Annotated in this window: 17 protein-coding genes; 9 read left to right on the forward strand and 8 right to left on the reverse strand. The window is 55.9% G+C overall.

Annotated features, from left to right (window positions below):
• Positions 1–5: 5 nt before the first annotated feature.
• Entirely contained in the window at positions 6–1,259 is a 1,254-nt protein-coding gene (locus tag BJ928_RS27410; RefSeq protein WP_047633534.1) for an ROK family transcriptional regulator, read from the reverse strand.
• A gap of 235 nt (positions 1,260–1,494) precedes the next feature.
• On the opposite strand from BJ928_RS27410, the gene BJ928_RS27415 reads away from it, so the two are divergent.
• From BJ928_RS27415 to BJ928_RS27430, 4 genes are read left to right on the forward strand one after another with little or no spacing between them, the layout of a single operon-like run.
• Positions 1,495–4,071, forward strand: coding sequence for an ATP-binding cassette domain-containing protein (locus BJ928_RS27415; RefSeq protein ID WP_052227812.1), 2,577 nt, complete (start codon positions 1,495–1,497; stop codon positions 4,069–4,071).
• The gene (locus tag BJ928_RS27420) at positions 4,068–5,078 is read left to right on the forward strand and encodes an ABC transporter permease (protein WP_047633533.1); all 1,011 of its coding nucleotides are present in this window, start codon (positions 4,068–4,070) and stop codon (positions 5,076–5,078) included. The genes BJ928_RS27415 and BJ928_RS27420 overlap by 4 nt, the downstream gene beginning before the upstream one ends.
• A 53-nt stretch (positions 5,079–5,131) precedes the next feature.
• Positions 5,132–6,136, forward strand: a complete 1,005-nt coding sequence (locus BJ928_RS27425; protein ID WP_047633531.1) for a rhamnose ABC transporter substrate-binding protein — start codon at positions 5,132–5,134, stop codon at positions 6,134–6,136.
• Between the two features lie 51 nt (positions 6,137–6,187).
• A complete protein-coding gene (locus BJ928_RS27430; RefSeq protein ID WP_047633529.1) occupies positions 6,188–6,952 on the forward strand; it encodes a glutamine amidotransferase in 765 nt (254 codons plus the stop codon).
• 345 nt (positions 6,953–7,297) lie between these two features.
• Here BJ928_RS27430 and BJ928_RS27435 read toward each other — a convergent pair whose 3' ends face one another.
• Positions 7,298–8,674 (reverse strand): HAMP domain-containing sensor histidine kinase, encoded by a 1,377-nt coding sequence (locus BJ928_RS27435; protein WP_047633680.1) that lies wholly within the window; start codon positions 8,672–8,674, stop codon positions 7,298–7,300.
• Positions 8,674–9,348, reverse strand: coding sequence for a response regulator transcription factor (locus BJ928_RS27440; RefSeq protein ID WP_047633528.1), 675 nt, complete (start codon positions 9,346–9,348; stop codon positions 8,674–8,676). The genes BJ928_RS27435 and BJ928_RS27440 overlap by 1 nt, the downstream gene beginning before the upstream one ends.
• 260 nt (positions 9,349–9,608) lie before the next feature.
• Between BJ928_RS27440 and BJ928_RS27445 the strand changes: the two genes are divergently transcribed.
• Both BJ928_RS27445 and BJ928_RS27450 read left to right on the forward strand, forming a co-directional pair.
• Positions 9,609–10,226, forward strand: a complete 618-nt coding sequence (locus BJ928_RS27445) for a methyltransferase domain-containing protein (RefSeq protein ID WP_047633526.1) — start codon at positions 9,609–9,611, stop codon at positions 10,224–10,226.
• Positions 10,223–10,846, forward strand: coding sequence for a VTT domain-containing protein (locus BJ928_RS27450; RefSeq protein WP_047633524.1), 624 nt, complete (start codon positions 10,223–10,225; stop codon positions 10,844–10,846). The genes BJ928_RS27445 and BJ928_RS27450 overlap by 4 nt, the downstream gene beginning before the upstream one ends.
• Before the next feature lie 236 nt (positions 10,847–11,082).
• Here BJ928_RS27450 and BJ928_RS27455 read toward each other — a convergent pair whose 3' ends face one another.
• On the reverse strand, positions 11,083–12,441 hold the full coding sequence (locus BJ928_RS27455; RefSeq protein ID WP_183079459.1) for a HAMP domain-containing sensor histidine kinase: 1,359 nt from the start codon (positions 12,439–12,441) through the stop codon (positions 11,083–11,085).
• A gap of 76 nt (positions 12,442–12,517) precedes the next feature.
• Positions 12,518–13,189: a response regulator transcription factor gene (locus tag BJ928_RS27460; protein ID WP_047633522.1), complete on the reverse strand. Its 672-nt coding sequence runs from the start codon at positions 13,187–13,189 to the stop codon at positions 12,518–12,520.
• Between the two features lie 272 nt (positions 13,190–13,461).
• On the opposite strand from BJ928_RS27460, the gene BJ928_RS27465 reads away from it, so the two are divergent.
• Positions 13,462–13,710: a YMGG-like glycine zipper-containing protein gene (locus tag BJ928_RS27465; RefSeq protein WP_047633520.1), complete on the forward strand. Its 249-nt coding sequence runs from the start codon at positions 13,462–13,464 to the stop codon at positions 13,708–13,710.
• Positions 13,711–14,074: 364 nt separating this feature from the next.
• On the opposite strand, the gene BJ928_RS27475 is transcribed toward BJ928_RS27465, so the two are convergent.
• Together BJ928_RS27475 and BJ928_RS27490 are read right to left on the reverse strand one after the other, a co-directional pair.
• Positions 14,075–14,884, reverse strand: coding sequence for a DUF3313 domain-containing protein (locus tag BJ928_RS27475; protein ID WP_052227791.1), 810 nt, complete (start codon positions 14,882–14,884; stop codon positions 14,075–14,077).
• Positions 14,885–16,179: 1,295 nt separating this feature from the next.
• On the reverse strand, positions 16,180–16,914 hold the full coding sequence (locus BJ928_RS27490) for a hypothetical protein (RefSeq protein WP_047633514.1): 735 nt from the start codon (positions 16,912–16,914) through the stop codon (positions 16,180–16,182).
• 594 nt (positions 16,915–17,508) lie between these two features.
• Between BJ928_RS27490 and BJ928_RS38925 the strand changes: the two genes are divergently transcribed.
• Together BJ928_RS38925 and BJ928_RS27495 are read left to right on the forward strand one after the other, a co-directional pair.
• Complete coding sequence (locus BJ928_RS38925) at positions 17,509–17,673, forward strand: hypothetical protein (RefSeq protein WP_156151450.1); 165 nt, start codon at positions 17,509–17,511, stop codon at positions 17,671–17,673.
• A 52-nt stretch (positions 17,674–17,725) separates the two neighbouring features.
• On the forward strand, positions 17,726–18,169 hold the full coding sequence (locus BJ928_RS27495) for a hypothetical protein (protein ID WP_047633512.1): 444 nt from the start codon (positions 17,726–17,728) through the stop codon (positions 18,167–18,169).
• A 455-nt stretch (positions 18,170–18,624) separates the two neighbouring features.
• On the opposite strand, the gene BJ928_RS27500 is transcribed toward BJ928_RS27495, so the two are convergent.
• The gene (locus tag BJ928_RS27500) at positions 18,625–19,764 is read right to left on the reverse strand and encodes an acyltransferase (RefSeq protein ID WP_082011910.1); all 1,140 of its coding nucleotides are present in this window, start codon (positions 19,762–19,764) and stop codon (positions 18,625–18,627) included.
• Positions 19,765–19,894: the final 130 nt, after the last annotated feature.

Raw genomic sequence — 19,894 nt, forward strand, 5'->3', positions numbered from 1 at the left:
ATGCGTTACGAGCCTCGACGATAATATTCAGAGCCGATCATGAGTGGCTTTTTGTCCAGGCCCTTTTTCATGAGTACGCCGGTATCTGGGCCAAACATCGAATAAATGGGCAGTAAGCTAGCGCCATGTGCTGAACCGCGAGATCCGAGCGCTCCAGCAGCAATAACGGGCGGGATAAGACCTGGCGGCAACATTTCGGTGAAGCTTTGCCGGATAAGTTCGACCGTGTCATGTAGGAGCGATTGAGGTAGGAGCCCGTCGATTACCACGGCTTCCAAGTCAACCACAGCGATGCTGCCAATGATTGCTTGAGCTAGTGCATCTGCGCAATCAACCTGCCATTCTGATACCAGCTTCCGTGCAGCTTCCGGCATTGGGTCGAGATCGCGTACCCTTGTGATGTGAAAGCCATTGTGTCGCAGATGCTGTACAAGCGTGTAGATGGAAGCGCGATGTAACAGAACCTCAAACCGTCCCGCCGGTTTTGGCACGGAATTGAGTGTCGATGGCGTCACCGGAAACGGGCCGAATGCTGCAGTGTTTCCATTTGGGCCTGTTTGCAGCGTCCCATCGAGGACAAGGCCTGCACCCACGAAAGTGCTCAGCGAAATATGGAGGAAATCCGAGTATTGTCGCCCAAGGCCGTAGACCAGTTCCGCTACGGCAGCCGCCGACGCGTCATTCTCGATGAGCACGGTGAGGGACTCCGATTGAGCAAAATGTGATCTAAGATCAAAGGAACGCCAAGCCAACTGAACGTCAGAAGGAAACCCAAGTTCCTCATCCCACCCACCGATGAAGTAGGGAGCCGAGATCCCAATTCCGATCAGTCGAGATTGCCTTTCTTTTCCAAGTTCATTTCTGAAGCGACTTATTGCTTCTTCCCCAAGCTTCCGAATGTTTGCTGGATCAGGGTGGTCGTATTCGTGTGTTTCGAACGCGACGGCCTCGCCAGCAAAATTTATCAAAATGGCGTCCATTGCACGTCGACCAATGTGGAGCCCGATCGAATACGCGCCATCTACAGAGAGCCGATACATTGCTGAGGGTTGGCCCCGCTCACCAAAACGTTTCCCGTTCTCGACCAGATAACCAGCAGCAACAAGCGAATCGACAATTCCCGCAACTGCAGGAGGAGTGAGGTGTGCGAATCGAGCGATCTCGGCCTTGGACGCATCCCCGAAGCGCCGGACCGCATCAAGCACCACTCGCTCATTGTAGTGACGCAATTGAACAGAGTTGCTACCCTTGCCAGCCATTTCTTCGCTCCGTTCCCCTGCCTGTTCAACCCTTCTCGCTCTTTTACGCGCAGCCTGCCGATTGTCAAAAGCACCTCTACGACGACGCTTGACGAACCGCAACAATAATTATAGTAAACTGCTTTAATAAATAAAGGCTGAGAAAATCAGTTTCTTTTATTGGGTGAGGAGGCCGAAATGACATCTGCCAAGTGCCGCTTCTCGGTGCGGAATGAAATCGAGTTTGGTGTCAGAGATGAATGACGCGATCTCGTTGCCCGTCGGCAGTCAGACTCAAGTCGATACCAACATTGTTGCGTCACTTGCAGGCGTAACGAAAAGATTCGGCGGAACGGTTGCGGTCTCAGATGTCACAATAGAATTGAGAGCGGGAGAGGTTCTTGCGCTTCTTGGGGAGAATGGTGCTGGAAAGAGCACCTGCGTAAAGCTTCTCGCTGGCGTCCATCGACCGGACGCCGGAGCGGTCGTCATTGGTGGTCAATCGATGCACTTGTCATCGCCACTGGAGGCGCAGCGAGCAGGTGTTGCCGTCATGCACCAGCATCCAGGTCTCTTCCCCGACCTCAGTATCGCGGAAAACATGTTCATCGGACAGACGGGAACACAGTGGAAGCTTGATCATAACGGCATGCAAGCGGAGGCTAAGCGCCTCCTCAAGATCGTCGGTTTGAACGCGGACGCGACGCTGCCGCTACGAAAGTTGCGGACTTCCGAGCAGCAGCTTGTCGAGGTGGCGCGAGCACTTTCTCTCAATGCGCGGGTTCTGATCATGGACGAACCCACCGCTGCGCTTTCACAAAGGGAGGTTGAACGGCTCTTTGCTGTTGTGGAGGACCTGAAGAAACAAGGCGTGGCTATGATGTTCGTCGGCCATCGCATGGATGAAATTTATCGTGTCGCCGATAGAATTACGGTACTTCGCGACGGTCGTCTCGTTGGTACAGAACTGACGATTGAATTGTCGCGCGAGCGGGCGATCCAGATGATGGTTGGTCGCGCCCTCGATAATCTCTATCCGCATCATGCTGCCGTCCCTGGGGATGTTGTTCTGGAAGTCCAGAACCTCTCTCTCGATGGTGTCTTCAAGGACATTTCTTTCCAGTTGCGCGGCGGAGAAATTCTTGGCTTCGGCGGCCTGGTCGGCAGTGGGCGCACGGAGATTGCCCGCGTTTTGTTCGGCATCGATCAGCCCACCAATGGAACTATCGCCATCGACGGCAAGAGTGTCGACCTCTCTTCACCACGCGAGGCGATGAAGCAGGGCATTGCCTACGTGTCTGAGGACCGACTTGGCCAGAGCCTGATTATGGATTTCTCCATCCTGAACAACGCCTCCCTCACAGTGCTTGACGAGGCCACTCGTGGCGGACTCATGTCTCGATCGAAGGAGCTTGGCTTGGCAGAGCCATTCCTCGATCGGCTGCGTCTTCGCTTCAGTTCTTATGATCAACCGGTCAGTTCACTATCGGGTGGCAATCAGCAAAAAGTCGTCCTCTCAAAATGGCTGGCGACAAATCCCCGGGTTCTCATTCTCGATGAGCCGACGCAAGGGATCGATGTGCAGTCCAAAGCAGGTGTCCACGAGATGATGGCTAATCTTGCTAGCCAAGGGATGGCGATCATTCTGATCTCGTCAGAGCTTCCAGAGCTACTGGGAATGTCCGACCGAATGATTGTGCTTCGCGAAGGACGTATCTCCGGCAATTTCGGCCGTGAGGAAGCAACGCAAGAGAAAATCATAGAGGCGGCAACCGATGCGATCGCTCAAAAGGTTGAGGGAGAGCTTGTTGCAAAGTCGGCGCATCCAAACAGCGAGCGCGTCGAGCGAGTGCCAGAGCAAGGCCTGCTGAAGCAAATATTCGCACGGCGTGAGTTCGGATTGGTTGCCGCGATGCTCGCAGTGATCGTTCCAATCTCGATTGTAAATTTTCGCATGCTGAGTGGTTCAAATCTCTCGGCCCTGGCGATGGACGCCGGACTGTTGATGATCGTCGCCATCGCTCAGATGCTTGTTCTAATCACTCGCAACATTGATCTATCGGTTGCGGCCGTCATTGGTTTGGCCGCATATGGCGCAGCTTCGACGCTCCATTCTCACCCGGAAATCGGGGTCCTTGGCGGAGTGTTGTTGGCCTGTGGCATAGGTCTCGCCGCGGGGGTCGTGAATGGGCTGGTGATCACTTACGGGAGAGTTCCGGCCATTGTGGTAACGCTCGGGACAATGTCCGTATTTCGAGGTCTAAACAGTCTTTGGGCCGGGGGTACTCAGGTAAGCGCGGATCAGGTTCCGCAATCATGGCTCGACTTGACGAGCGCTAACATTCTTGGTGTCCCAGCAATTATCCTCATTGCAATCGCGACGCTTCTGGCCGCCGGATATGTGCTTCGATACACGACACTTGGTCGTGAACTCTACGCTATCGGATCAAATCCCGATGGCGCTCGGCTGATCGGAATCCCAGCTAGGCCACGAATCCTATTGGCCTTTGCTGCGGCAGGCTTACTGGCAGGATTCGATGGTGCGCTTTGGGCCTCGCGCTATGCCACAGTCGATGCACGGGTCGCTTACGGTTTCGAGCTGACGGTCATTGCGGCCGTGGTTGTTGGTGGCGTCGCGGTGCGCGGCGGTTCAGGCACCATTCTCGGCGTTGCGGCAGGGTCGCTTTTGCTTCTTGTGATCAACAATGGTTTGACGCTTGTGCGCATTGACCCACTCTGGCTTCAGGGGATCTACGGCCTCGTCATTCTTGCCGCCATTGCGATCGACGCCTACGTCGCGCGAAGAGCATCTGCCGGGGGAGCAAGGCCATGACCGCCAATCCAAAGCACGGATCCGATTTTGTTGCTCGAATTGGCAACTGGGATAATTTCCTTGCCGCCATCACGATTCTCGTAATCATTTATGCGATCTTTGAGGTACCGAACTTCGCGTCGACCTTCAATATTTCCCAAGCGGTTGCCGGGATTTCAGAGCGAGCACTTATCGTTCTGCCGATGGTTTTCTTGATCATCGCGAGAGAGATTGACCTTTCTGTCGGAAGCATTCTAGCGCTTACGAGTGTCATATTTGGATTGTTGGTGCAGGCAAATTTCCCGCTTTTCCTGTCGGTATCGCTTACCCTTTTGGCAGGTGCAGTATGTGGAGCGTTCAACGGGGTATTGGTGACGAAGTTAGGTCTTCCGTCCCTCGTCGTCACGCTCGGCACGATGGCCTTATACCGTGGCGTCGGCTACATCCTTCTTGGTTCGGGATCGATCAACGATTTCCCTGATAGCTTCCTTGATCTTGGCATAAACACCGTCGGCGACAGTCCCGTACCGTGGACGATCGTGCCCTTCATCGTGCTTGCGCCGATCTTTGCTGTCGCCCTCCAACGGATGCCCCTGGGACGCCGGATATACGCAATCGGAGGGAGCCCCGAGGCGGCCCGATACTCCGGAATTCAGCTGGCGCGGACAGTCCTTGGACTATTCATCACATCCGGTGTCATCTGTGCCGCAGCGGGGATGGTTTATGCTGCACGTTTGGCCAATGCACGTGCAAACAATGCAGTCGGCATTGAGCTTGACGTGATCACCATTGCGCTGCTTGGAGGCGTCAGTGTCTTTGGGGGAAAAGGCAGGCTGACAGGTGTTCTCTGGGCTCTGCTGTTGTTTGCGACACTCCGAAACGTACTTGGCCTTTTGCAAATCGGCGGCGATGCACAGGGAACCGTCATTGGGCTTCTCTTAATTGTGTCACTGCTCGTGAGCAACGCGGCTGAGCGCATCTTCGCTGGCGTCAGACTGCGTTACTTCCCACCCAAAATAGACGAGTAGCGACCGGCGGCTCGTTTGTTCATCGAAGCCGGAATCTTGGAGGAGAGATCTCAATGAAATCAACCGTTCTTAAATCGATACTTATGGCGAGCAGTCTTCTCGCGAGCGTAATGACGGCGAGTGCGGAGGAGTGTGCCAAGGCTCCCGTCACTGTGGGTTTTCTGCCAAAGCTCGACACAGACCCCTACTTCCAGGTCGCCCAAACTGGTGCGGAGGAGGCGGCAGGCGAGATTGGCGGCAAAGCGATCAAGCAGGCTCCCTCACAGGCAACTGCCGAAGCGCAGATCGACTTCATTAATAACCTTGTGTCCCAGAAGGTTGGCGTTATCGCCATCTCCGCAAATGATGCCAACGCTGTCGCACCTGCTCTGCGACGTGCTGAAAAGCAAGGTGTCAAAGTTGTATCCTACGACTCTGACGTCTCGACCGCAGCGCGTACGGTCTTTCTGAACCAGGCGGCAGGAGACAGCTTGGCTGAAATGATGTTGGAATCGATGGGGCAACTGATCAACTATGAGGGCGATTTCGCCATCTTGTCGTCGACGCCCACAGCGACCAATCAGAACGCCTGGATCGACTTCATGAAGAAGAAGATGGCAGACGACAAGAAGTACGCAAAAATGAAATTGGTCCAGGTTGCCTATGGCCAAGAAAGCGAGCAGGTCAATCAGCAACAGGCGCTTGGCCTTGCCCAAGCCTTCCCGAACCTGAAGGGCATTATCATTCCGGCTGGTATTGGTCTACCAGCGGCTGCTCGTGCGATGGATCAGGCCGGTCTTCTCGGCAAGATCAAATTGACCGGTTTGGCCCCGGCAACATTGATCAAGAAATATATCCAGAATGGCTCGGTACAGGACATCTGGTGGAATGTGAAGGATCTTGGCTATCTCACCTATTACGCCGCGCAAGCCGTGGCTTCGTGCAAGGTGACGGGCAAGGAGGGGGAAACCTTCAAAGCTGGTCGTCTCGGGGATTACAAGATCGGAGCAAAGGGTGAGGTGTTGCTTGGACCTGCCAAGATCGTCACCCCGGCCAATGTCGAAGAGTTCAAATTCTGACGCGCTTTGGGCAACGTCATTGGCGTTGCCCACCCTCATCAAGGAATTTTCATGAAACAAGTGCTGCTCGCTGGTGAGACTTTCCATGTGACCTCCTTCGCTTCCAAGGGTCTGGAGGTTGGCGCATCGTCGCGTTATTCGAATGGGGCGACACGCTTCATCCAAGCACTTGCCAACCAAAATATCGATTTAATTCAGATTGGTGGTGAACGCTGCGAAGATGAGTTTCCGAAATCGCTGGAGGCTCTTTCCGCATACTCGGTGGTAGTGCTTTCGGATGTCGGAGCGCTATCGTTGTTATACACGTCTGAAACACGGGCGGGCCAACGTTCGATCAATCGGCTGGAACTTCTCCGCCTTTGGGTAGAAAGAGGGGGCGCTCTAATGATGGCTGGAGGCTATACCAGCTTTCAGGGAATGGATGGATCGGCGATGTTTCATGGCACTCCAGTTGAAGAGTGTTTGCCTGTCTTGATCCATTCAAGCCCAGACGGGCTCGAAGCGCCGGAAGGGCTCGATCCTACTATTGTGGATGCTGAACACCCTGTGCTGAGAGGGGTCGCGTCTCGCATGCCGTACATCCTGGGAATGAACCGCGTCGTCGCACGGCCGGACACGATGACGCAGACTCTGGTGGAGTGTACGACCCGAGGGATCTCGATGCCACTTTTGGCTGCCCGGAAATATGGTGCCGGACGCACGCTCGCCTGGATGACCGACATTGGGCCGCACTGGTTGTCGGCCGATTTCATGGCTTGGCAGGGATATGATCTGTTGATGGCCAACATGATCCGTTGGCTTGCATCTGAGATTTAAAAGGTTCAGAACGTGAATACTCTATCTGAAGAGCAGCTTATGAAGCGAACTTCCAATGTTAGCGGGGGCTAAACGCTAATCACCGCGATTGCAGGTCCCCCAGGATCTGGAAAGTCTACTCCGGCGGAGATGCTGAATTCGGCCTCAATGCGGGAAGGCCCGGTTACGCGGCTGTGAACTGTCTCCAATTCAATTTCCGTGGTATTTCGAGCAACAATAGCAAATGCGTCGCGTCAAGATATTTTGATAAATTATTGAATTAATGCGATAAAATATAATATTCGAACATCATTCCACTCAACGCCTCACCCTTGCGGAGAATGATAACCCACCGCTGACCAACCTTCAGCTCGTCCGCACGTCGCACCTGGCAGCTCCGTCTCCTAGAAAGGACATTCTCAGACAGGCGCCTTTCGAAGTGGTGTTGACCACGGCGATGGAACCGCCATGGAGCTGCATGATTTCCCGAACCAGATTGAGTCCCAGTCCCGCGCCCCGACCGTCGGCGCCCACGCGATTGAAGGGTTCGAAGATTTGCTCGCGTTCATCGAGCGGAATGCCGTTACCCTCGTCACAAACCTCGACAAAGCCGCCTTTGCCGACGCGCACGGTGATCGTTCCCTGGCGCCCGCCGTGATCGATGGCATTCTGGACCAGATTGGTCAGCGCGCGTTCCAAAGACGTCTGATCACCGGTCACCCATACCTGGTCGCAGGCGGGTTCGAAGGATACGTCGTAACCGGCGGCCAGCGCCAGTGGCCCCAGCTCGAACAGCACCTGCTTGGCCATGGCGACCAGATCGACCGGCAGGAAATCGTTGTGCTTCTGGCCGAGGCGTTGAAGATCGAGCAGCTGTCCGGCAAGTGTCGTCAGTCGCGCCGCGTCTTCCAAAAGGTCGCGTTTGTCTGCGCTGGCGGGCAGCACGGAGACGCGGGCGTTCAAGATGGCGATCGGTGTGCGTAATTCATGGGCCGCCTGGGCGAGAAAGTGCTGGTGTCTCTCATAGCCCGCGTCCAACCGGCGTAGAGCATCGTTGATCGCAGTGACCAGTGCCCTGATCTCAATTGGCACGCCGCTTACCTCCAGTTGGGCGCCGCGCTTGTCGAATTCAATGTGTGTGGCTTGCGTTACGGTCCGGCCGAGACCTGCCAGTGCACGACGTACCACCAGCGGAGTGACAAGCGAGGTTGCCAGCGCCATCAGTACGATGACGGGCAGGATCACCGAGATGAAGCCGCCGGAAATGCCCTTGGCAAATCGCTGCGCCGACATTTGCCCATGTGTTCCGGTGAAGATCTGGACCCTTCCCGCCGGGCTTTCGACCCATTTGATTACGGCGTCGGGTTTCCCCTCCAGTTCGGGCTGATCGCTCAATCGCGCATCGCTGAGTTGGCCGAGTACTGCGACCGCCGGCAGATACGCGGCCGGAATATTGCCCTCCTGCAGCCGCTGTCCCAATGTGTCGCGGATCGAGAACCATAGTTCCGGTGTCTTGGCGCGCAGGCGAACGAGGTCCGGCGTGGCTCGCAACACCAATTCACCCGCGGCATCGCGCTCCGTAGCGTCTGCCAGCACATCGAGACTGCCGCCTTCGTAGTCGTCAAGCAGATAACCGGTAGCCCATATCGTCGCCATGGCAATGAGCAGAACGACGGCGAGCATGGTTGCCTGTAGCGCCACCAGCCTGCTGACAAGCAGCCATTTTAGTGAAGGTCGGCGCATCATGAGATCTCGCGCAGAAGATAGCCGACGCCACGGATACCACTGATGGTGATGCCGGCCTCGGTATCCGCGAGCTTGCGACGAACACGCGAGATATGCGTATCGAGCGCGTTTGACTCGATTTCGTCGTTCATGCCGAATACCGCCTCCATCAAGGTTTCGCGCAGAACCATTCGTCCCATGCGTCGCATCAGGGCTTCAAGTACGAGCAGTTCCCGGCGTGGCATGCGCAGGTGAACGCCATCTATATGCACCTCGCGATGGGTGAAATCGAACGACATGCGACCGAGGCTGACGACGTCTGGTTGCATGTGGACCGGGCGGCGCAAGATTGCCCGCAAACGGGCCAGAAGCTCTTCGAAAGCAAAGGGCTTGCCGAGATAATCGTCAGCGCCGCTGTTGAGCCCCGCGACCCTGTCGATCAGGTCGCCCTTTGCCGTCAGTACTAGGACCGGCACGACATCGCCTTTGGCTCGCAGCCACTTGATCAGCGAAAGACCATCGCCATCAGGCAGGCGGCGGTCTAAAACGACGGCGTCGTATATGTCGCTGTGAAGCGCAGCCTCGGCCTCCGACAGCCTCGCCACCTCGTCCACGACCATGCCATGGCGAACCAATCCGTCGCGCAGGACGACGGCCATGGGTCGCTCGTCTTCGACCAAAAGCACGCGCATTCAGTGAGCTCCATCCTTCGCCGGCATCTGCAGGGTTTCAAGATTCTAGCATCGCTGCATTGAGATAACCTTGCAAAGGTCGATTGACGTTCGTGATCGTCGCGGAGCATGCGCGGCCGTCCTCGGGGTATCGGCGTGACAGGTTTTCTCAATCTGGGTGTGTGAGACCTTGCTCTCTCATCTTGAAGGGACGAACCCGATGACCATTGACCCCAACGGCCTCACGGCCAAGCGACGCTGTATCATTGAGGATGGTTTCCATGCTCATCACTGATGCCGCCTCGTTCTTTCTTGCCTGGCTTCGCAACCCGCGGACCATTTCGGCTGTAACCCCTTCGGGCTCTCGCGTATCGGCATTGATGACGCAGGGCATCGGACCGGCCACGGGTCCGGTTATGGAATTAGGCCCCGGCACCGGGGTCTTCACCTATTCGCTTCTCCAACGCGGCGTTCGCGAAGAGGATCTGACGCTTGTCGAGCTAAGTGCCGACTTCGCCGCCCTCCTGCGTCGTCGTTTTCCCAAGGCGCGCGTCCTATGCCTCGACGCAATGCGGATCGAGCAGGCAAATGTCTTCGCCGACGTTTCGTTCGGTGCGGTCGTGAGTGGGTTGGGCTTTCGGGCCATGCGGCCGCTGGAGATCCGCGCAATTCTGAGCGGGGCCTTCAAAAATCTCAGATCTGGTGGTGCGTTTCATCAGATTACTTACGGACCTCGCTGCCCGGTCCCGAGTCAGGTTCTGGATCTCTTGAAGCTCGCGGAAGTGCGGATCGGTCAAACGATATGGAACTTGCCGCCCGCTTCCGTCTACCGGATATCCAGGAGGGAGGACTGCATAATCGCAAGCGGTTCCCAGTCTGCCGGACTACCAGTCGCATGACGGCGCAGGAATTGGCGGCCGAGGTGCCGAGCACGATCACATCGTTCATGAGCTTTGGGCTGGCGGGGATTTTCTGCCTTGCAATCGCCGAGAAATTTGTTCCGCTCTTTCCATCTTATATCCTCTTAATGCTGCTCGGGTTGATGCTCCCCGATTCTCTTACGCTTGCTCTTTCCGTTGCGGCGGTAACGGCCGGTTCGGTTGTGGGCGGCTTCGGTTGGTATGCAGTCGGCTGGTTGTTCGGACCGCAAAGGGTGCGCCGCACTGTCGCGCGTTACGGCGGGTGCGTTCTGTTGAGACTGGCGTTTTACGACAGTCTGACGGACGCGTACCGGCGCAACCATTTCTGGGTGACATTGTCAGGTCAGGTCATTCCGGCCGTCAGGATTTATCTGGCGCTGCCGGCCGGCGCTTTGCGGCTCGATCCCTGGACCTTCCTGGCCGCGACTGCACTTGGTTGTTTGATGTGGAATGGGCCGTTCCTGTGCCTGGGTTATGCCCTGCGCCATAGCGGAGGCGACATAGCCCGGATCGGCTTCTGGGCCCTCATGGTGATCATTGCGATCGAGGTTGCGGTGCTAACCGTCGTGCACAGACGGAAACGAGCAGTTAGAAGTTAAACGCGATCGACGCGGCGCCGAGGCCGGAGCTCATCTCCCATCGATGCGTTGCTGGCCTTGAGATTATCATGTGCCGCTTGGGCTGCTTGATGGCTTGCACTATGGACGTGATCAGGCCTTCGTTGTTGATGTCCTCGCAAGGGCGAGCCATCCCATGGTCAACAGCTCAAGGCGTCAATGCTCCCGGCGCGCCTTGAGAGAATTCGGTATCGACGTCTCCAGCGTGGTATTTTAAATTACTTCGACGCATCGTCATCTCTCGCCGAGCAGTGTGCCGGCGTTTCGTGCTCTGAAGGGATGCGAGGCGTCTCAAGATCTCCGAAGATCGTGCGGATAGGCCCGCTGAGGCGGAGGGCGAACTTGGCTCCGACTTGCTGAGGCAAGGCGGCGACAGAGCCTCCGTGGAGCTGAGCTATCTGCCTGACCAGGCTCAACCCAAGCCCTGCGCCGGTTGACTTGGGCGTCGTGCGGTAAAATGGTTCGAAGATCTTTTCTCGTTCCGAGGCAGCAATGCCCACACCATCGTCGGAGACCTCTATTGCACCGTCGGTCTTGATCGCGACAACTATCCTTCCGTGACCTCCGGCATGCTCGATGGCATTCTTCACAAGGTTTGTGACAGCTCTTTCCATGGATGTCCTGTCGCCATGCACTATGATCGACTTCACTTGTGTCTCCAGTTCGAGCGCATATCCACCCGCGATCGCAAGCGGCACCAGATCTGCAGCGATTGTTTCACATAGTTCGACGAGATCGACGTCTGACCACGATTGCACGAAGGCAAACCGCTGCATGTCGAGGAGTTGCTCGGCGACGGCGGCAAGTCTCCCTATATCCTTCAACAGCTTGCTCTTGTGCTCGCCTTCGCCGAGGGTTTCGATGCGTGTTTGCAGGATTGCAATGGGAGTCCTGAGTTCATGTGCTGCCGCAGCCAGGAAGCGTTGACGGGTTCCAATATCGGCATCGATGCGGGCCAGTGCGGTGTTGATCGCATTGACCAATGGGTCCAGCTCCTCGACGACATCTTCCCGGCGCAGCCGTCGGCCGGGAAAGTTCACGTCGATCAAGCTTGCCTCCCGGGTTGTTCTTCTGATTCCGGAGAAGGCCCGGTTTACGATGAACGGCATGGCCAGGAAGACGAGAAGGAGAGGAATGAGGGTAGTCGGCAGATAAAGGACTTTCAATCCCCAGAGAAGATTCCCCAGGAATGAGCCCGGTGTCGATTTTCCTCCGTAAACGATCTTCACCGGGCCTGCGGAGGTTTCGAGTTTCGCGAAGCCGGCGGTCAGAGGCGAGCCTTCGTCTTGAAGGACGGCGAAGCTCTCAAGGTCCTTGATCCGTGGGATCAATGGTTGCAGCTCGCCAGGAACGTGGCCGTAGCCGACAGTGGCTCCGTTCGGTGAAGCTGCAACGAACCAAAATGTAGGGAACGCCTTGGAGATATTGTCCAACTCCGTCGTCGGCTCAACGCGTGGGCCGTTCTCGCCAGGTACGATGGATTTCATGATGACCGCTTGGACAGCTTCATCTGCTCCGTTGACATTCGGTGCCATCGAAATGATCCAAATCACGAAGCCGATATTGATGACGAGCATCAACAACCCGAGAAGAATGGCAAATTGCGAAACGAGGCGCCATTTCAGCGATCTGGTTTTGAAGAGATAGTTCAATTCAGACAGCCTTGAGAATGTAACCGAGGCCGCGGATGCTCTCGATTGTGACGCTGGCTTTGGCATCGACCAACTTCTTTCGAAGTTTTGACACGTGGCTGTCGAGGGCGTTGGACTGAATTTCGTCCTCGTAGCCATAGAGCGCTTCCTCGAGCGAGCGTCTCAAGACCGCCTTTCCCGAACGCTTCAGAAGTGCCTTGAGGACAAGGACTTCGCGCCGGGGAAGCTGCAGCGGATTTCCGTCGATCTCGACCTGCATGGAGGTCAGGTCGATTGAGACGTTGCCCTCACTCAAGAGGTTGCTAGCATAGGTCGATGCCCGCCGACTGGCAGCGCGCAAGCGGGCCATGAGTTCATCAGCCAGGAAGGGCTTTCCGATATAGTCATCCGCCCCTTCGTCCAATCCTTGGACGCGATCAGACGGCTCGTTATGCGCGGTCAGAATGATGACCGGAATATGGATACCCCTCTCGCGAATTTCGGCGAGCAGATGCAAGCCTTCTCCGTCCGGAAGCTGGCGGTCGAGCAGGACTGCCTCATGCACCTTCCATAGGAGGGCCTCACGCGCAAGTTCGATCGTGGCTACGTGATCGACGATATTGCCTCGCTGAACGAGAGCCTCCATCAGTGCCGATGCCATTTCCATTTCGTCTTCTACCAGCAGCAGGCGCATACAGGGCTCCTTACCTATCGATGGCAGTTCGGCTCGCGCTTCATTACCTCAACATTATGCCCGCGCTGATCTGTCCACAATTACTGTTCAAATACGTGCCGGAAACATTTGTGGTCGCTCGGCAATGCCCAGATGCGCTGCTTCCGCCATGATCAGCCAACCTGCGTAATGTTTTCGCAATCTCCACTCAACATTCCAAGAGGCGGCTGACTTATCTGATCGGACTCGATCAGTAGTTTCGATCGTGTCGTCCTCAACAGAAAGGAATATTTGTGAAGAAGATCATACTTGCCATTGCCGCTGTGTCGATGTTGGCGGCCTGCTCCCGCACGGAGAAATCAGCCGCCATTGGCGCGGTCTCCGGCGCCGTCATAGGCGGCATTGTATCGAATGACTGGCGTGGAGCCGCGGTTGGCGCTGCCGCCGGAGGCGCCGCCGGGGCAATAATCGGCCGCACAAATGAACCCAACAAGTGCTATTATCGCGACCGCTATGGCCGTCGCTACGTCGACAGGTGCTGAGATATACCGTCCCGCATCAAAGTAAAAGCGCGGGGTTGTTGAGTTCAGGGAAACGCCCGGATACGCAAAGCTGTTGCATCCGTATCCGGGCCTCTCTGCCGCGGGCCTGTCGGTGTCCGAGAGGCGGGGTGCCGCGGAAGAATATCACGTCCTTCACTGGTGTCGGAACCACCGATATTGCGGTTGGTTTTGGCGCGGTTCGCCTTGCGGCTCCCGCAACCGATGCTGCATGGGATCATGCTTGCCACATCGGTTCTGGACGCGTCGCGAGAGAAGCCTTCGAGGTCTGGCCCCTCGGCCATAGGAATATCGCTCAGCCGCTGTGAGTGCAGAGCAAGCCGGATGGGAGCCGGCCGATCGGCAGTCATGGGTCTGCACCGTTATCAGTCCATGATGGCGGTGCGCCAACAACGCTGCCGGCCAATCCGGCAAGGCCTGAGGACCGTCCGAATGCATCGCAGGCCCGATATTTGGGAGGAAGCCCCGCTGCTGAACCTATCCTGCGGGCCGATGGCAGGGCGATGCCGGGGTTGTCCTTGCCAGATACCACCATTCGTCCAAACTGATTGCCGAAGGAACTGGCAAGGCCATAGGCATCGCCAATCTCGGATACTCTGGCGTTGCTCGTCAGCGAGTTCGCCCCTCTCGCCCAAGTGATGGCCGCAACCTGCGTGCCGCTGGCATTCGTCGCTTCGGCTTCTACCGCAATCCCCCCGAGGCCGATTGGAAGACGAGGGACACCAACCGGAAGCACCGCGGCGGTGCCGAGGGTCATCACCTTGGAAACGCCCGCCGCGACGCTACCGGTGGGAACGATGGTGGAGACGGTGGCTTGAACCGTCAGATCTGCCGGCGCGCTTTCCGGGACGACGACGAAGCGATCGCTCAATGCAAGGCACAGGGAACGATCGACGGCATTTGTCACTAGTTTTTGATCGGACGCCACTTTCAAGACCGCTCGAGCTTGCGGCGTCATTCTTGTCGGGATGATCTTGATGGTCCGGGCCTCGAGAACCTCGCCCCTCACATATGAGCGCCACTTTCCGAATGTTCCGGAAGTTGGCCCAAGGCCGCTATAGGACGAGATTGCCCCTGTTTCAGTCAAAGGGACGGAGGAGCACCCGCCTAGCGTCATTGCCGCGGCAACGCAGGCCATCGCCAAAATGTTCTTCATAAGGATTCCGCACTTGCTGGATGTATGTCCAGCGACGGTCGGAGGGCGAGATTATCGGAACATTACGGGTGGCGACCTCATCCCTGGGGCGTCGAGGGGGATGCACAACAACGGCGCGCCAGATGGCTTGATACCTCGCGCAATACGAAAACCCCTACATTTTATAGGTGCGAAATGCTTCTATTTTTGAAATGACGCCTGCGGAGCGGCAAGATCAATGGCTGTTCAGATTGGCCCCGTTAGGATAGTTTTCAAATGGAGTGTAACGCTCTTTGCTACGCAGCGACTTTTCAAATGTGCGCCACATCGATGTCTTGCTAAAGGATTGTGGCGTCGAGAGAATCCTGCAAGCATGAACGCAATCTCTCTCCTGGCGGCTTCCTCATGGACAAAAGACCCGATGCAATCGATGTTGAAGTTGGATCGCGTATCCGACTACGCCGAGAAGAGTTGTCAATTTCGCAGGCTGAATTGGCCGAGAGGCTTTGTATAAGCCCCCGCCAGCTAGGGAAGGTCGAGTGCGGCTTTGAGAAAATCAGCGCCAGCCGTCTTCTGCGTATTTCAGAAATCCTCGGTGTCCCGGCCATGTTTTTCTTTGAAAGTACGTCGGACGACATCTCTTCTTCAAGGGAGACGCCCGCTAGGTTTCGACTTGCGCGGCATCACAGAGCCGTTCGCGAACAGCCTTATCGGGGATCGAAGACAAGCGGTTGCGGGCAAAAATCCTCGCCTTTGTAAAATCATCCGAACCGGACAATGAGCGCTGATCTGAGCGAGGCTATCGGCGATACGCATGGTCACTCATAGTGAGATACGGCTTGCTGACATCACGGTCAGTCTTTTGCTTGATGCCGTAGTAGCGACGCGGAGATACTTTAAGAGATCTAGTTTGCTTGGTCGCTTAATAGCCAGAATGGCATCGGCTGTGGCAAGAGTAAGATCCTCCGATACGGTCGACATTGTCGCGGGTTTCAACGAGCCCTTAGGGAATTTGAGGGGTGCACTCTTTTTGGTTGCAGCAATCATAATTGCATGGCTTGCGATCGTCTGGAACATCTGCCGTTCGTTGAGCTGGCTTTCGATTTCAGCTGTAAACAGGCATCGTGAGATAACATGATAACGTCTGCAAAGACGCTCGCTTAAGCGCCAGCCAAGTTCTTGTGCTTCTGCAGCGATCGTGCTGGTGCAGGCTTACCGCTATCCCCCGTACCGATTGACAGCCAACGGGCGGCTCAAACAGGCAAGGCTCGGCCCCGCCGCGTGGCCTCCAGTTATTCTCAAGCTTATCTTAGTCGCTAAGGCTTGATGTGAAGGCCGTTGCCACGATCGCAAGTGTTGTTGGGTTTGCATTTTCCTGGCGTGAGGTCGGAGATCAGATGTTGCGGTAACGCCTGGTCCCAGGATGTCACGCTACCTTCCCATTCGGTATCGTCTTCTTGCAAGTACGAAACTGACCTATGCGGTTTGCCCGTCCATCGGCGGGGATAACTCAGCGCTATCATTTGGGCGCTGCCATATTGGTTGGTTGCCCACGGCGCGTCGGCAATCTCGGAGACGATGTCAGCATTAAGAGAGATACTCATTCCCTGATTCTTGTAGGGATAGAAGTTCTCCAAATTGTTTTGCGTATTGCTGAGGACGATATAGCGGACTGGCTTTTCAAGCATTTTCAGGAAATTGTTGCGAAGACGCTCATATTTCGTCGCAATTCTCTGGACGTCGTCCTGGTTTACCTCATCGCTGAATTTCTCGTGCCAGAACCAGACTTTGAAATCCTCCAAACGCAGAGCTTCGCGAGCGTGGGTGGGGACGTACAGGGATTTGGGGGTGATCGGCGCAGCGACCAGGCGGTCCGCAACTCTTGCGATATCTGATGCGCTGACAAATACCCAATTGAAGAATCCGGACCGTGCGCGCAGCTCATCATCTACGAGCAAGGAAAGAAACTCCGCATGTCGCTGCAACTGTTGAGCGGTTTGGCAAGATACGCCGATGCTAATGAAAGCCCGGCTTTCGCTGACTATAGACACGTAGTTATCCAAAGAGATCAAAAGGAGGTGATCAGCGAGGCACGGGGAGCTGCGTTTACGAGGGGCTCAGCGTTCTCGAGAAGGGCTTGGGACTTGCCGAAGATTTTGACTCCAGCTAACTAAAAATACATCGACCGAGATCAAAGCGCCACGCATGTTTTCTTAAAAAAAATTTAGTTTTGCCGGATGACGTTCGGCGCGCGTCGAGGCGCTTATCGAGTGTCCCAAAACAAGCCGAGAGGCTTGCCTCCATTGATCGCCAGGTCAACCGGAAGCGTGCGCAGACTGACGAGGTCCCGGCGTGGATAGGGAGATGTCGGCGACTGCTCCACTTCTTGAAGAGAAAGATACCATCAGGGCAAGGCCGCTCGAGGCCTGAGCTGGCATCCAAGAGCGCTCGGAGGAGACCCACAGGCGACCCCAAATCCTGCGGATACCACCCATTTATTCTGTCGTTTGGGACAGCCAGTTCGAGTGGCCTCATCCAGAGCGTAATATCTTGAACGCGTAGTGGGTTTGTTGGTGCCTGAAGCTCCGGATTACCGGTTCTGATCCCACCAAGAGCTTTAGATACCCACTACGCGGGGATGATCCATGAGATACGTGCGCGTGACCTGGAAAATCAACAGGCCTGGACATTGCACGGAAATCCTGACCGGGATTGATGAACTCAACATGCAGACCAGGAACGCCACCTTGCAACGCGATGGTTCTGGTGAGCGGGCGCATGCAAAGACCATCGCTTTGACGATTAGTTGACTCCCAACTTCCTCGCCATAACTCTCAGTGCATAGGTTATAGAGGCCAGTGCATGGTTTTTGAAGCGTCATGGAAACGCTCTATCTGGGCCCGGGTCAATCTGTTGCTGCTGTCGCCATTTGTTGCCGCGATCTGCGTGTCGTTCCCTGCGTACGGGGTCGAAGACCCGGCTACAGGGCTGAAGATCAGCCTTGGCAGCGATTTCGTGGTTAAGCGCGATCCCACAAAGGACCCGGCATATGATGTCTTTTTCGGGATCGACCCTGCGTCCGGTCAGCCGCCTCACGTGGGAACCTCAAGGTACCTCTGCGGCGTGACGTTTCGTGCCGCCCCGCAGAATACCGAGTTCACTCAGGATCAGATTAATGAGATGACCATGGGGGAAGAATGGAACCTGCAGGACCCGCAGAACGCTGTCGGCCAACATAACGCTGGAGACTGCGAATGCCTTCCATATCGATGGCATCACTGGGGTAGAGTTCACGGGCATCCCTAAAGTCGGTCCTGATCACGAAAACGTACGGTTGATGATGTCTGTGCTTGAAACTCCCAGGGGCCGGACGACGGTCGTCTGTACTGCTACCAAAGCGAGTTTCGATGGTGTGATGCCGATGTTTCATCACATCCGAAACGAGGTCAGTCCTCCCCGCTAGGCTCAACATGTTGATCTAACCGAGAAATTAGCCGGGCGCCATCCGGCGATCGATCTAAGCGGCAAGCCAGATGACTTGCGGACTCATCGAAGCGCTCTATCGGTCGCATCATATCCGCCATCAACAGGACGGCCTCAGAAGATCAGTGGTCGACCCGCTACTCGCGCCTGACCCACTCCACAATCTCGCTTCACGCTGGGCAGCGCCATCTCGATCACCCGGAGCCCTTGCTGAAAACATGCAAGGGAAGGCTCAAACATGGGGCAGCCCTGAGAGGTAATCAACAACCAGCAAGTATTTACGCTTCTGCAGCGGACTGTTGCAATCGGCGCTGGCTGGCATAGCTTCTGCTCCAAAGTCGGCCCGGCTCCTCCACATAGCGATAAGTCAGCATAGCCAGGGCAATGGTCGCGAAAAGCATGGATATATGAAGAAGATCGCCCAACCAAAGGGATCGCTCGATCGACAATAGATGCGGGACTTCGTCATTCACCGCGACAGGATAGTCGACGAAGAACGACATGCCGGTCGTCTTTTGAAGAATGATGGCAAGTGCTCGGCCCAAGGCTCGCACCAAGGCATGCACCATGTAGATCGAGTAGGACAGTGTGCCGATCAGCAGCAGCGGCCTGATCTTCAACGCTCCACTGATATGGCCCTGCTCGCGAGCGAACAGCAGCACCAGACCGGCGAAGAGAAGCGGGGTGGCGACCGCGAAGTACCCATGTCCATCGACCGTGCTCAAGCAAACGCAGAGCACAACGACGGCCATGCCTTCGATCGTCGTATCGGCAGCTGTTCCCAAGGGCACGCGAAGCCACGCACAGCATTCGCGCACGCGGAAGCAAATCACTCCGAGCGCGAAACCATAGAGGCATCGAATCAGCCCGTAATCATAGGTGGAATCCATTCTGTGAGGGCTAAAGAACAGGAGAGTCGCAAAGCCAAACAGTGCAAGAATGGCCCATGGAAATATCCGTTTCCCCAGCTCAATCGTGATCAGGGCAAAGGCGAGATAGGCAAAAAATTCGGCGCTGATGCTCCAACTGGGAAAATTGAGCCAAAGGCCGTCGTTGATCCCGGCACCATGGAATAGAAGCACATTGGTCGTAACGGCCCGGGGAAGGTTACCCGGAAATCCATCCTTGGCAATGTCGATAGGGATGAAGAGAAGCATCGTCAGAATATGCAGCGGATAGATTCGGCCGAAGCGCAGAAACAGGAAGCGACTGATGCCGAAACCCTGCAGCAACCGCGTTTGATAGTTTGCCGCGATCACGAATCCGCTGAGCACAAAGAAGAAGTCCACGAACAGATAGGCGTTCAGAACGATCTGCGTGAACTGGATGTGGCTGAAGACGTTGAAATGAAACAGAGCGACCATGCAGGCACATAGGCCACGCCAGCTATCCAGTGCTTCGTATCGCTCCGTTTGCATGGACTTTCTCGGTAGATTCTTTGTGTATAATTTGCCTGCTTAGGTTGAATGTCAATATCATGATTTACTAATTAGAATTGATAGTTTGTCGAAAAGGGATTTCCTGCTGACGGCCTCGCTTTCCCGCGCT

The sequence above is a fragment of the Rhizobium sp. WW_1 genome (genome assembly GCF_003610155.1).
In the GTDB taxonomy this organism is placed as follows: Bacteria; Pseudomonadota; Alphaproteobacteria; order Rhizobiales; family Rhizobiaceae; genus Rhizobium; species Rhizobium tropici_A.